This is a genomic window from Ornithinimicrobium sp., from assembly GCF_030537745.1.
Lineage (GTDB): Bacteria > Actinomycetota > Actinomycetes > Actinomycetales > Dermatophilaceae > Ornithinicoccus.
This window is the reverse complement of the sequence record NZ_JAUNVI010000019.1, coordinates 32,849-46,489: the sequence shown is the minus strand read 5'-3', so window position 1 is coordinate 46,489 and position 13,641 is coordinate 32,849. Positions and strand designations below refer to the sequence as shown.

Annotated in this window: 12 protein-coding genes; 10 read left to right on the top strand and 2 right to left on the bottom strand. The window is 68.7% G+C overall.

Going from position 1 to position 13,641, the window contains the following annotated elements:
* The 10 genes from Q4P07_RS06150 to Q4P07_RS06105 form a co-directional block, all read left to right on the top strand.
* Positions 1 to 878, top strand: an 878-nt coding sequence (locus Q4P07_RS06150; RefSeq protein WP_368660253.1) for an arylamine N-acetyltransferase, incomplete at its 5' end; no start/stop codon positions are given.
* A 71-nt stretch (positions 879 to 949) separates the two neighbouring features.
* The gene (clpB, locus tag Q4P07_RS06145; RefSeq protein ID WP_303374022.1) at positions 950 to 3,529 is read left to right on the top strand and encodes an ATP-dependent chaperone ClpB; all 2,580 of its coding nucleotides are present in this window, start codon (positions 950 to 952) and stop codon (positions 3,527 to 3,529) included.
* Between the two features lie 224 nt (positions 3,530 to 3,753).
* A complete protein-coding gene (pstS, locus tag Q4P07_RS06140) occupies positions 3,754 to 4,848 on the top strand; it encodes a phosphate ABC transporter substrate-binding protein PstS (protein WP_303374021.1) in 1,095 nt (364 codons plus the stop codon).
* A gap of 102 nt (positions 4,849 to 4,950) precedes the next feature.
* Complete coding sequence (gene pstC, locus Q4P07_RS06135) at positions 4,951 to 5,898, top strand: phosphate ABC transporter permease subunit PstC (protein ID WP_303374020.1); 948 nt, start codon at positions 4,951 to 4,953, stop codon at positions 5,896 to 5,898.
* Positions 5,898 to 7,016, top strand: a complete 1,119-nt coding sequence (gene pstA / locus Q4P07_RS06130; protein WP_303374019.1) for a phosphate ABC transporter permease PstA — start codon at positions 5,898 to 5,900, stop codon at positions 7,014 to 7,016. The genes pstC and pstA overlap by 1 nt, the downstream gene beginning before the upstream one ends.
* Before the next feature lie 40 nt (positions 7,017 to 7,056).
* Positions 7,057 to 7,836, top strand: a complete 780-nt coding sequence (gene pstB, locus Q4P07_RS06125; protein ID WP_303374018.1) for a phosphate ABC transporter ATP-binding protein PstB — start codon at positions 7,057 to 7,059, stop codon at positions 7,834 to 7,836.
* 64 nt (positions 7,837 to 7,900) lie between these two features.
* On the top strand, positions 7,901 to 8,671 hold the full coding sequence (locus Q4P07_RS06120) for an LppX_LprAFG lipoprotein (RefSeq protein ID WP_303374017.1): 771 nt from the start codon (positions 7,901 to 7,903) through the stop codon (positions 8,669 to 8,671).
* A 1-nt stretch (position 8,672) separates the two neighbouring features.
* Entirely contained in the window at positions 8,673 to 10,508 is a 1,836-nt protein-coding gene (locus Q4P07_RS06115; protein ID WP_303374016.1) for an MFS transporter, read from the top strand.
* A complete protein-coding gene (locus Q4P07_RS06110) occupies positions 10,468 to 11,049 on the top strand; it encodes an HhH-GPD-type base excision DNA repair protein (RefSeq protein ID WP_303374015.1) in 582 nt (193 codons plus the stop codon). The genes Q4P07_RS06115 and Q4P07_RS06110 overlap by 41 nt, the downstream gene beginning before the upstream one ends.
* Positions 11,046 to 12,281: an MFS transporter gene (locus tag Q4P07_RS06105; RefSeq protein ID WP_303374014.1), complete on the top strand. Its 1,236-nt coding sequence runs from the start codon at positions 11,046 to 11,048 to the stop codon at positions 12,279 to 12,281. Before Q4P07_RS06110 ends, Q4P07_RS06105 begins: the two co-directional genes overlap by 4 nt.
* Here the strand turns inward: Q4P07_RS06105 and Q4P07_RS06100 are convergent.
* Both Q4P07_RS06100 and Q4P07_RS06095 read right to left on the bottom strand, forming a co-directional pair.
* Positions 12,270 to 13,076: an exodeoxyribonuclease III gene (locus Q4P07_RS06100; RefSeq protein WP_303374013.1), complete on the bottom strand. Its 807-nt coding sequence runs from the start codon at positions 13,074 to 13,076 to the stop codon at positions 12,270 to 12,272. The genes Q4P07_RS06105 and Q4P07_RS06100 overlap by 12 nt on opposite strands.
* 48 nt (positions 13,077 to 13,124) lie before the next feature.
* On the bottom strand, positions 13,125 to 13,641 hold a 517-nt coding region (locus Q4P07_RS06095; RefSeq protein WP_303374012.1), incomplete at its 5' end, for an SRPBCC family protein.

Here is a 13,641-nt window from a genome sequence, read left to right as displayed (position 1 = left end):
GCTCGCACTCCTCACCTGACTCACCGGACCAGGAGCCACTGATGGCCACCCAGCTCGACCTCGCGGCATACCTCGCCCGCACGGGAGGCCGCATCGCGCCGCCCACCATCGAGGCGCTCACCGAGCTCTACCTCGCGCATGTGCGCACCTTCCCCTTCGACAACATCGACGTGCTCCTCGAGCAGCATCCCGGGATCGAGCTGGGCACGATCCAGGAGAAGTTCGTGGGGCGAGGCCGGGGCGGCTACTGCTTCGAGCACTCCACGCTCTTCTTCGCGGTCCTCCAGGCGCTCGGGTATGACGTGGCGCTGCGGCTGGGCAGGGTCGGCAACGCCTTGGCCGCACCGCGCACGCACCTGGTGATCATCGCGACCTTCGAGGGGCATCGATACCTCCTCGACCCGGGTTTCGGGCTCCCCCCGTTGGGGTTAGTGCCCATGGTCGACGGCGCAGTCCTGGAGGACGACCTGTGGCAGCACCAGATGCGGCGCGTCGAGGAAGGGCCGACCGGGCACGCCTGGCAGCTGTGGCGACGGCGAAGCCGTGGGTGGGTGATCGAGCACACGACCGACGAGCTGCCCGTGCGTCCGGTGGATGTGGCCCAAGGGCACTGGTGGACCAGCACCGGTCCGACGTCCTACTTCCGGACCACCTTGAGCATCGCTCGCCACGCGCTGACCCAGGACGGCACGCCGATCCAGACCTCGGTGTCCCTCGACGGCGTCACGCAGCGCAGGCCAGGGGCGGTCAGCGTGCGCCGCGAGCTGGACGTGGACGAGCTCCCCGCGCTGGCCGAGAGCCTCGGGGCAGGCTTGAGCGCCGATGAGGCGAACCGGCTCGTCGACCGGGTCCGCGCACTCCTTGCTGATCAAAGTTGAGCGGAATAGACTCAACCTTGGGAGCCTTGATCTGAGGAGAGGACCCTCACCCCGACGAGAAGGAGGACCCTATGGATCTACAGCTGACCACCAAGGCCCAGGAGGCCATCGCCACTGCGGTGCGTGACGCCGCGGCAGGAGGCAATGCGCAGGTCGAGGCCGCCCACCTGCTCAAGGCACTCGCTCTCCAAACCGACTCGACCACCGGACCGCTGCTGGACGCGACCGGCTCCTCGGCCGCCTCCGCGCGTGCGGCCGCCGACGCCGTGCTCCGCGCGCTGCCCTCGGCGACCGGGAGCACCATGGGCAACCCGGCCTTCTCGCGAGCCCTGCACGGCGTCATCAAGGACGCCCAGGACGCGATGACGACGATGGGGGACCGCTTCGTCTCCACCGACCACCTGCTCCTGGCGCTCGCGCGCACGGGCCGGTTCCCGGGACTGGACGCCGCGGCGATCGAGCAGCGCATCCCGACCCTGCGCGGCGGCAAGACTGTCGACTCCGCCGACCCCGAGGCGACCTTCGATGCACTCGGCAAGTACGGAACCAACCTGACCGACCTGGCGCGCGAGGGCAAGCTGGACCCCGTCATCGGACGCGACAGTGAGATCCGGCGCGTTGTGCAGGTGTTGTCCCGTCGCACCAAGAACAACCCAGTGCTCATCGGGGATCCGGGCGTCGGCAAGACTGCGGTGGTCGAGGGCCTGGCGCAGCGCATCGTCGCCGGCGACGTGCCTGAGTCGCTGCGCGACAAGTCGCTGATCTCCCTGGACCTCAGCGCGATGGTCGCGGGTGCAAAGTTTCGCGGGGAGTTCGAGGAGCGGCTCAAGGCCGTCCTCGGCGAGATCAAGGCCAGCAACGGCAGGGTGATCACCTTCATCGACGAGCTGCATACCGTTGTCGGTGCCGGCGCGTCCGGCGACTCCTCGATGGACGCCGGCAACATGCTCAAGCCGCTGCTGGCACGAGGCGAGCTGCGGCTCGTCGGCGCGACGACGTTGGATGAGTACCGCCAGAACATCGAGAAGGACCCGGCGCTCGAGCGCCGCTTCCAGCAGGTCTACGTCGGGGAGCCGTCGGTCGAGGACACCATCGCGATCCTGCGCGGGCTCAAGGAACGTTACGAGGCCCACCACAAGGTGGCGATCTCCGACTCCGCGCTGGTCGCGGCCGCCTCCCTGTCTGACCGCTACATCAGCGGGCGCAAGCTGCCCGACAAGGCCATCGACCTCGTCGACGAAGCCGCGAGCCGATTGCGTATGGAGATCGACTCCAGCCCCGTGGAAGTCGACGAGCTGCGCCGTCAGGTGGACCGGTTGCTGATGGAGGAGCTGCACCTGGAGAAGGCGGCCGAGGAGGATGACGCCTCGCGGCAGCGCCTGGAGCGGCTGCGCGCCGACCTCGCTGACAAGCAGGAGGACTTGGCGGCGCTCAACGCCCGCTGGGAGGCGGAGAAATCAGGCCTGAACAAGGTCGGCGAGCTCAAGGCCCGCCTTGACGACCTGCGGACCCAGGCGGACAAGGCCCAGCGCGAGGGTGACTACGCAGACGCATCGCGACTGCTCTACGGCGAGATCCCGACTGCCGAAAAGGAGCTGTCCGCCGCTCAGGAGAGCGAGGGCCTGGCCTCTAGCGCCCACGACAACCCGATGGTCAAGGACGAGGTCGGCGCCGACGACATCGCCGACGTCATCTCGGCCTGGACCGGCATCCCCGCCGGGCGTCTGCTCGAGGGGGAGACCGACAAACTGCTCCGGATGGAGGAGTTCATCGGCGCTCGCCTGATCGGCCAGAAGGACGCGGTCCGGGCCGTCAGCGACGCGGTGCGGCGCGCTCGGGCGGGGATCTCCGACCCGGACCGGCCCACTGGCAGCTTCCTCTTCCTCGGCCCCACCGGCGTCGGCAAGACCGAGCTGGCCAAGGCCCTGGCCGACTTCCTCTTCGACGACGAACGCGCGATGATCCGGATCGACATGTCGGAGTATGGCGAGCGCCACGCGGTTGCGCGCCTCATCGGTGCACCCCCTGGCTACGTCGGTTACGAGTCCGGCGGCCAGCTCACCGAGGCCGTGCGGCGCCGTCCCTACTCGGTCGTGCTCCTGGACGAGGTGGAGAAGGCCCATCCTGAGACCTTCGACATTCTGCTGCAGGTCCTCGACGACGGTCGCTTGACCGACGGGCAGGGCCGGACGGTCGATTTCCGCAATGTCATTCTGGTGATGACATCCAACCTGGGCAGCCAGTACCTCATCGATCCCACCCTCGAGCAGGGCGCCAAGCGCGACCTGGTCATGGGCGCGGTGCGGTCGGCGTTCAAGCCGGAGTTCCTCAACCGGCTCGACGAGATCGTGCTCTTCGACGCGCTGACCCAGGCCGAGCTGGCGACCATCGTCGGCCTGCAGGTCAAAGAGTTGGGCCGCAGGTTGGCCGACCGTCGGATCACCCTGCAGGTGACCGACGCTGCAGCCGACTGGTTGGCCGAACGCGGCTACGACCCCGCCTACGGTGCCCGGCCCCTGCGCCGGTTGGCGCAGACCCAGATCGGTGACCGCCTCGCCAGGGCGCTGCTCGCCGGGGAAATCCTGGACGGACAGACGGTGACGGTCGATGTGGCTGAGCACAGCGACGGCGACGAGCTGACGCTGCGCTGACCGAGCGGTCGCTCCTGCCGTTCCGGGTCGTTCTTGCCGCTGCAGCGTGAACGGGTGACGGACCTTCGTCGCTCGTTCACGCTGTATTCATCTTGGTCGTCATCCCAGGACACCCGTGCTGCCTAACGTCACTGCTTGGTGGCACCGCCGCCGAGCGCACGTCCGCACCAGGGTTTGATCGCAGGCGTGCCGACATCCTGATCTTCTGCAGAGAGGCACCCCCTGTGACGTTTTGCCGCTTCGGCACCACCGCAGCGATCGCCCTGGCCACCGGCCTGGTCCTGACCGGCTGCGGCAATGACGCTCCCACCCGGGCAAACGCTCCTACGGCTTCGTCCGCAGAGTTCTCCGGCGACCTCAAGGCCTCCGGCGCCTCCTCGCAGGAGTCCGCGATGACTGCCTGGCTCGCTGGCTACCAGAAGGCACAGCCTGGTGTAGCCGTCTCCTATGACGCCATCGGCTCCGGTGGCGGCCGGGAGAACCTGATCGCCGGCGCGGTCGACTTCGCCGGCTCCGACGCCTACCTAGACGAGGAGGAGCGCGAAGCAGTCAAGGAGGTGTGCGGTCCCGGTGGCGCGATCCACATCCCGGTCTACATCTCGCCGGTCGCGATCCCTTACACCCTCGACGGCGTGGACGGGCTCCAGCTCGGGCCGGACACCCTGGCCAAGATCTTCGACCAGAAGATCACCAACTGGAACGACGCGGCTATCGCCGCTGACAACCCGGACGCCACACTGCCCGACTTGAAGATCACGGTCGTCAACCGTTCAGATGAGTCCGGCACCACCGAGAACTTCATGGAGTACCTCACGGCGGCAGCGCCCGACTCCTGGTCCTACGAGGCCGACAAGAAGTGGCCGGTGGCCGGCGGCGAAGCAGCAGCGAAGACCACGGGAGTGGTCGACGTCGTCGCCAGCACCGAGGGCGCCATCGGCTACGCCGACGCCTCGGCCGTGACCGGCCAGGCAGCCAAGATCGGGGTGGGTGCAGAGTTTGTCGACTTCTCTCCCGAGGCCGCCGCCAAGGTCGTGGACGCGTCCACCCCCGCAGACACAGGGGTGGAGGGGGACCTCGCCCTTGACCTGGCCCGTGACACCACCGAGTCCGGCGCCTACCCGATCGTCCTGGTCTCCTATGAGATCGCCTGCAGCAGTTATGAGGACGCAACTCGAGCCAACCTGGTCAAGGACTTCCTGCACTACGTCGTCTCCGAAGAGGGTCAGGCCGCTGCCTCCGACGCAGCCGGCTCGGCGTCCATCTCGCCGGACCTGCGCACCAAGGCCAACGCCCTCATCGACACCATCCAGGGTGGCTGACCCGGCATCACGTGTCACCTAGGATGACCGGCGGTCGTCGACGATGACGACGACCGCCGGTCATGCCGTAGAGGACCTCCCCATACCTCGCGAAGGAAGCTCATGACCGACCAGGTCACGACCACTCGGCGACCCGCCGCCCCCACCACGTCCGTCCGCCGCGTCGGCGACGTGGTCTTCAGCGGTCTCTCCCTGGGATCGGCAGTGCTCATCCTGCTCATCCTGGTCGGGGTCGCCGTCTTCCTGGCGGTCGAGGCGATGCCGGCGTTCGATGCCGATCCCGCCACGACCACCGGAGGGAAGGGATTCTTCTCCTACGTCTGGCCGATGGTCTTCGGCACCGTGATCAGCTCGGTCATCGCCATGGTGATCGCGATGCCAATCGCGGTCGGGATCGCGCTCTTCATCTACCACTACTCACCGCCGCGGATAGGCAACCTGATCGGCTTCGTCGTCGACCTGCTGGCAGCAGTCCCGTCGGTCATCTTCGGTATGTGGGGCATGGTCGTCTTTGCCCCCAAGCTCTTCCCGTTCTACTCCTGGCTAGAGACGCACCTGGGGTTCCTCCCCATCTTCGGCTCGGCCTCCGCCTCGGGCCGCACGCTGCTGACAGCTGCGATCGTGCTGGCCGTGATGATCCTGCCGATCATCACTTCCGTCGCGCGCGAGGTCTTCCTTCAGACCCCCCGCCTGCACGAGGAGGCGGCGCTCGCGCTCGGGGCCACCAAGTGGGAGATGGTCAAGACAGCCGTCCTGCCGTTCGGCATGCCGGGCATCATCGGTGGCACGATGCTCGGACTGGGCCGCGCCCTCGGGGAGACGATGGCGGTCGCCATCATCCTCTCGCCCAACGTCTTCACCTGGAACCTCATCGGGTCCGGCAACCAGACGATCCCCGCCGAGATCGCCCTCAACTTCCCCGAGGCCTCGGGGGTGAGGCTTGCCGAGTTGATCGCCGCGGGCCTCGTCCTCTTCGTCATCACCTTGGCGGTGAACCTGGTGGCTCGCTGGATCGTCGACCGCCGCGCCGAGTTCTCAGGGGCCAACTGATGAGCGTTCGTCTGCAGGACATCCCCGGTGTGGTGCCCTCACCGGTGCGTCCGACGACTTCCCGGCCAGCGAGGGTGATCGCGCTCGGTGCGCTGGCCCTGGCTGCCGTGCTGCACCTCGGCCTCGCCCTGCACGTCGCAGCCGCACTCCTCCTCGCCTTCGTCGGCTACCTCGTGGCCGTCAACCTCACCTACCGTCACCTCGGTGGCTCGCGGGTCGCGACCGACCAGACCGTCCGTGCCCTGATCTACTTCGCCTTCGTCTGCGCGGTCCTCCCGCTGATCTCGCTGCTGTGGACCGTCATCGAGCAGGGCGCCGTCCGGGTGTTCAGCCCCGCCTTTCTGAACCAGACGATGAACGGCGTCACCGGCAAGCACGACCAGGAGTACATGGACGGCGTCGCCCCGTTCGTCGGCGGCGCCTACCACGCCATCATGGGCACTCTGATCATCACCGGGCTGGCGACCCTGATCTCGGTCCCGATCGGGATGTTCACCGCGATCTACCTCGTCGAGTACGCAGGCAAGAACCCGCTCGCTCGCTGGATCCGATTCTTCGTCGACGTGATGACCGGAATCCCCTCGATCGTCGCGGGACTCTTCGCCTTCGCGCTGTTTACCCAGATCTTCGGGATCCGCGACGCCAAGATGGGCCTGGCCGGGGCGGTGGCGCTGTCTGTGCTGATGATCCCCACGGTGGTGCGCAACAGCGAGGAGATGCTTCGCATCGTCCCCAACGAATTGCGTGAGGCGGCGCTGGCGTTGGGAGTCCCGAAGTGGCGGGTGGTCGCCAAGGTCGTCCTCCCGACGGCCGCCTCCGGCCTGACCTCTGGCGTGACCCTGGCCATCGCCCGGGTCATCGGCGAGACAGCACCCCTGCTCGTCGCGGTCGGCTATGCCCGGGGGATGAACTGGGACCCCTTCGACAACGCCATGAACACCCTGGCCGTCTACGCCTACTCGATGTTCACCACCCCGCTCAGCCCGGCGGTCCGGGCACCGAGCCTGGAGCGCGCCTGGGCCGCGGCTCTCCTGCTCATCCTGATCGTCGTCGGCCTCAACCTGCTGGCTCGGCTGATCGCCAAGGTGTTTGCACCGTCAACCTCCTCCGGCCGCTGAGCCGCACGCACACGTCCTACCGAAGCGAAGGATCACGCCCGTGTCGAAACGTATCGACGTCAAGAACCTCAACATCTACTACGGCGACTTCCAGGCCGTGGCCGATGTCACCATGGCTATCGAACCGCGCACCGTCACGGCCTTCATCGGCCCGTCCGGCTGCGGCAAGTCGACCTTCCTGCGCACCCTTAACCGCATGCACGAGGTCATCCCTGGCGCCCGCGTCGAGGGGGATGTGCTCATCGACGGGCAGAACGTCTATGGCAGGAACGTCGACCCTGTGGACGTCCGCCGCCAGGTCGGCATGGTGTTCCAACGGCCTAACCCGTTCCCGACGATGTCGATCAAGGAGAACGTGCTCGCCGGTGTCCGCCTCAACTCCAAGAGGATCTCGAGTAAGGCGGCCGACGAGTTGGCCGAGCGAGCGCTGCGCGGGGCCAACCTGTGGAACGAGGTGAAGGACCGCCTCGACAAACCGGGCTCTGGCCTGTCCGGTGGTCAGCAGCAGCGGCTCTGTATCGCCCGGGCGATCGCCATCTCCCCGGAGGTGATCCTCATGGACGAGCCGTGCTCGGCGCTCGACCCGATCTCCACCCTGGCCATCGAGGACCTCGTCAACGATCTCAAGGCCGACTACACCGTCGTGATCGTGACGCACAACATGCAGCAGGCGGCGCGAGTCTCGGACAAGACCGGATTCTTCAACCTCAAGGAGACGGGGCAGCCAGGCCGGCTGGTCGAGTACGACACCACCCGGACGATCTTCAGCAACCCCGCCGAGCGCGCGACAGAGGACTATATCTCCGGCCGGTTCGGCTGATCCGGCATAGGGTGGTTCGGGAGCCGACCACGACCGGCCGACCACGACCGGAAGGGGCGCGGACATGACCAGCCTGACTGCTCGCCATACCTGCCGAGAAGGAACTCCCCGGCGCAGAGCCGCGACCCCGCGGGCAGCGCTGGCCGTCGTGCTCGGCCTGACCCTCGCGCTGGCCGGGTGCAGCGACGAGGAGGCCGATGTCGTCGCGACCTCCAGCGCGCCGCCCCCGACGGCCGCGGACCGGCTGGAGCAGGCCGAGGGGGTGCTGGTCGACGCCGGGACTCTGCACCTGTCCATGACCGGCACCCAGCTGCCTGAGGACACCAACAGCTACATCATCAGTGCCGTCGGTGACGGCACGATGGAGCCGCCGGCCTTCACGGGCACTATCACGGCCAAAATCGCCGGGATCCAGGCGGACATCCCGACCGTCGCGCTCGACGGTGACCTGTGGGTCAAGCTGCCGTATGTGCCCAAGCACGTCAAGACCGACCCCGCCACCCTCGGGGTGCCGGATCCCGCCACCCTCTTCGACCCTGAGAGTGGCCTGGTGGGGCTGCTCACTCAGACGCAGACGCCGGCCTTCGGCGAGCGTGCCCGTGCCGGGTCGGAGATCGTGCAGGAGATCACCGGCACGCTGCCCGGCAAGGCTGTCACCGACCTGCTCTACGTCGGCGACGCAGCTTCGCCCTTCGACGTCACCTATGGGCTGGTCGAGGAGTCGTGGCAGGTGCGGACCGTGACGATCACGGGGCCGTTCTACCCTCCCGCGACCTCGACCTACACGCTGGTCCTCGACGCCTACGGTGCACCGGTCACCGTGACCCAGCCCTGACGTGAGGGAGGGGGTGGCGCCGGCGGCGCCGGCGTCGTCATCGGGAGCCCGGCGCGGGGCGCGCTCGCTGCTGACCGTCGCGTCGCTGGCCGTCGCGCTGGCTGCTGCCGATACGTATGTCGTGGTGCTGGCGCTGACCGACATGATGGCGGGGGTCGGCGTCGGGATCGAGGCGCTGCAGAAGGGCACCCCGATCATCTCCGGCTTCCTGCTCGGCTACATCGCGGTGCTGCCGTTGATCGGGCGGGTCTCAGACCTAGTCGACCGGCGGCGGATCCTGCTGTGGTGCCTCGTCGTCTTCGTCGTGGGGTCTGCCGTCACCGCGGTCGCGGTGGACCTGCCGGTGATGGTGACCGGCCGGACGCTGCAGGGACTGGGCGGCGGCGGCCTGGTGCCTGCCACCTTGGCCCTGGTGGCCGATCTGTGGCCCCGCGGGGAGCGGGGACTGCCGCTGGGCGTGGTGGGCGCGGTCCAGGAGCTGGGGGCGGTGATCGGCCCGCTGCTGGGTGCTGTGGTCCTGGCGGTCGCCGGCTGGCGGGAGATCTTCTGGCTCAACGTGCTGCTCGGCGTGATGGCCTTCGTCGGAATCCTGACGGTGCGGGTCGACGAGGGACAGACGGGTCGAGGGGCGGCCCCCGGGGAAGAATCCGCCGCATCGACGCCGCGCCCGGGCAGCCGTGCCGAGGCTGGCCGGGGAGGGGCGCGTCTCCGGACGGGCGCGGCCTACCTATCCGGCGCGCTGGCCGCTGCGCTGACGGTGCTCACCCTCTGGGCGCCTGAGGGGCTCACCACCTCCATCGCCCTGGGGGGTCCCTTCGTGCCGTTCGACCTCGGATCGGCGGCAGCTCCAGCATCGCGGGTGCTCACGCCCATCGGGGTTGGGGCCGGGGTGGCGTGGCTGCTCCTCGCCACGATCACGGCCCGGCGGTGGCTGCCGCTGCTGGTCCGCGCAGACGTGGTCGGTGCGAGCTTCATCGCGGTGGCCCTCGGCGCCGTGGTGCTGACCTTTTCGACGGCCAACCCCGAGACCGAGGTGCTGGGGCCCTGGGGGCTCTGGCTGCTGCCGATCGCCGCGCTGGCGGCGGTCGCCTTCGTGGTCCGGCAGCAGACCGCGCGCCATCCCCTGATCTCTGCCGGGGTCGTGCGCGCCCGGGTGTGGCCGTCGCTCATCGTCAGCTTCTTGGTGGGCGCCGCCATCGTCGCCATCGTCGTGGACGTCCCGCTGCTGTCCAGGCTCACGCAGGGGACCGATGAGACGGACGCGGCGCTGGTGCTGGTGCGCTTCCTGGTGGCAGTGCCGGTCGGTGCCGTGCTCGGCGGAGCGCTGCTGCGGCGGGTGGGGCCAGGCCTGGTGGCCGGTCCCGGCCTGGCGCTGGCGGCCGTCGGCATCTTCGCGATGGCGCAGTGGGACCGGGCCTCCCTCGACCATCTGCTCGCCACCACGCTCGCGCTGGTTGCTGCGGGGGTGGGCATCGGGTTAGCTATCGCGCCGGTCAACGATGCCGCGCTCGCCGACGCGCACGAGGACGGGCACGGCACGGTGAGCTCCCTCGTCGTCGTCGCGCGGATGACGGGCATGGTCGTGGGCCTGGCGCTGCTCACCTCGCTTGGCCTGCGGCGCTTCCAGTTGGAAGTCGGCCGGCTGGCCGACCCGACCGACACCAACGCGCTCCTGGGTGCGGCGGTCGTGCAGGTGCAGACGGTCCTGCTGGGGGCCGGCATCGCCGCAGCGGTCGCGGCCGTCCTCGCGCTGAGCCTCGGCTCCCGACCCGTCGGGCACGGCATACCATCTAGCCATGACCTCCCAGCTGAGCCTCGTGGGAGATCCCGAGGCTGACCGCATCCTGTCCGACCACCCCTTCGCGCTGCTCACCGGCATGCTGCTGGACCAGCAGATCCCCATGGAGGTCGCTTTCGACGGCCCCCGCAAGATCGTCGAACGCCTCGGCTCGATCGACCCGGACACCATCGCGGGCACTGATCCGCAGCAGTTCATCGCCCTGTGCGCCACCCCTCCAGCGGTGCACCGCTTCCCACAATCGATGGGCCAGCGGGTGCACGACCTCGCGGCCAAGGTGGTCGAGGACTACGACGGCGACGCCTCCGCGATCTGGACCGCGGGCGATCCGGATGGCAAGGAGATCCTGAAGCGGCTCAAGGCGCTGCCTGGGTATGGCGACCAGAAGGCGCGGATCTTCCTCGCGCTCCTGGGCAAGCAGTGTGGCCTGACCGCCGCCGGCTGGGAGAAGGCGGCCGGCGACTACGGCAGGTCCGGCGTGCACATGTCGATCGCTGACGTCACCAGCCCCGAGTCCCTTCAGCAGGTGCGTGCCTACAAGAAGGAGAAGAAGGCCGCCGCCAAAGCTGCCAAGGCATGAGCGCGGGGGGACCCGAGGCGCCACGTGCTGATTCATCATCGCAAGGGAGCATCTGGGTCGTCCCCGGCATGCTGGCCCTCGCGGCCGTCGCCTTCACCGGCTTTGCTGGCTATGCCTCGCTGCTGCCGGTCGCGCCGCTCTGGGCGGTGCATGGCGGCGCCGACAGCGCGGGGGCGGGGCTGGTCAACTTTGTCCTCATGGCGGCGACCGTCGCGACACAGTTCGGGGTCCCCCGGATCATCCGGCGTCTGGGCTGGGGTCACACCCTGGCGCTCGGCATGGTGCTCATGGGGGTGCCGGCGCTCCTGCACGGCTTCAGCGACGCGCTCTCGGTGACGCTGGCGCTGTCGGTGGTGCGCGGCTTCGGCTTCGGCATCCTCACCGTCGCGGGCAGCGCCGCCGCCGTCCTGATCGTGGCTCCCTCCCGACGTGGTGCGGCCGTCGGTGCCTACTCTGCCTCGTTGTCGATCCCCAACGTCCTCCTCATGCCCAGCGGTGCCTGGATCGCCGACCTGTGGGGTTTTTGGCCGGTCTTTCTCCTCAGCGCCCTGCCGCTCGCCGGCATCCCGGCCTGTTACCTCCTGTCCCAGCACCTCCCCGTGCGCTCGACCCACGACGGCAGGCACCAGGCGCCGACCGAGGAGCCGGCACCTTCACGGATCGCCACCTACGCCCCTCTCGTGGCACCCACGGTGATCTTGCTCTCGATCACCTTGGCCGCGGGCGCTCTCATCACGTTCATGCCGCAGATGGTGGCGGTCGGCTGGCTCGCAGCGGGAGGGCTCTTCGCACTCGGCGTGGTCACCGCGGCCATGCGCTGGTGGATCGGTGGAGTGGCCGACCGGGTGGGCGCCGCGAGACTGGTCTGGCCGTTTGTCATCATCGCCACCGTTGCCCTGGTGGCCATCGCCTGGCTGGCTCGTCATCAGGTCTCTGGTCACCAAGCAGCCCTGTGGTTCGCTGCCTGCGCCACCCTGGGCATCGCCTACGGCGCGCTGCAGAACCTCACCATGCTCCAGGCCTTCGAGGCGGCTGGACCGCGAAGGGTCGGCGCGGCCAGCTCAGTGTGGAACGCAGGCTTCGACACCGGCACCGCCATCGGCTCGGTCCTGGTCGGTGCCATTGCGGTGGGCTGGGGCTTTGGCGTCGGTATGGCGATCACGGCGGCATTGTGCGCGCTGACGCTGCCGCTGGCGCTGAAGGGTCGGCGCAGCGCCGTCTCAGCTCGATAGCTGGGCAGCCAGGTCGACGACCACCGGTGCATGGTCGCTGGCGCCCTTGCCCTTGCGTTCCTCGCGGTCGATGAAGGCGCCATCGACGCGTTGGGCCAGGGCAGGGCTGCCGAGGCAGAAGTCGATGCGCATGCCTCGGCGTTTGGGAAAAGCGAGCTGCGTGTAGTCCCAGTAGGTGTAGGTCCCCGGTCCGGGGGTGTGCTCCCTGGTCACGTCGGCATAGCCGGCCGCGACGACGGCCTCAAAAGCGGCACGCTCCTGCGGCGAGACGTGGGTGTGCCCGGCGTAGTGCTCCACCGACCAGACGTCCTCGTCCCTGGGTGCGATATTCCAGTCGCCCATCAGTGCGATCTGCTCCTGCGAGTCCTGTGCGAGCCATCCAGCGCCGGCTTCGCGGAGCGCGGCCAGCCAATCGAGCTTGTAGATCAGGTGGGGGTCGTCCAGGCTGCGGCCGTTGGGGACGTAGAGCGACCAGATCCGGACCCCGTCGCACACCGCGGAGATGGCGCGGGCCTCGCTGGACTGATCGCCGTCGCCCCAGGTGGGCATCCCGTCGAACCCGATCTGCACGTCCTTCAAGCCCACCCTCGACACGACCGCCACGCCGTTCCACTGGTGGTAGCCGACCATCGACACGTCATACCCGGCAGCCTGGAAGGGCAGCAACGGGAACTGGTCATCGCGGCACTTGGTCTCCTGGATCGCCAAGACATCGACCTCGTGCCGTTCCAGGAAGGCCACGACCCGGTCGACGCGGGAGCGGATGCTGTTGACGTTCCAGGTGGCGATGCGCATACCTCCACCCTACGAGCGCTCGTGCGTGCGCCGTCCGGGGCAACTGCCTCAGGCGCGGGTGAGGCGCCGGACCACATGCCGGTAGGCCGCGCGCACGGCCGGGCGGGTCAGGCTCGTCAGGGCATCTGGCACCCCGCTGGCGCCGTAAGACTGCGACCAGCGCACCAGAGTGCCCTGGTCGCAGGGCTCCAGCGTCACCTCGATCGAGCCACGAAGGACGCGGCCCACCTTGTCGATCACGACGCGTCGCGGCGGATCCCACTCGCGCACCACCATGACGTCGTCGAAGCCGACCGGGCCGAGCGCCGTCCGCCCCACGAAGGTCGAGGCCAGGCTCAGCGGGCCCCCGCGCACGGTGGTCAGGGGGATGGTGGAAGTGTGCTTATCCAGATCCCACAGGCGCTCCCACACGACCGCTGGGTCGCCGGGCGCGACAAGGTCGAAGGTGAACGAGGCCCGTGGCGGTGTCATGGCTGGACAGTAGTTGAGCCAGCCCTGCCTAGGATGATCGGCATGACTGTGCAGAGCCTTTCCGTCGGTGCCCACGTCGAGCAAGAGGACCCGA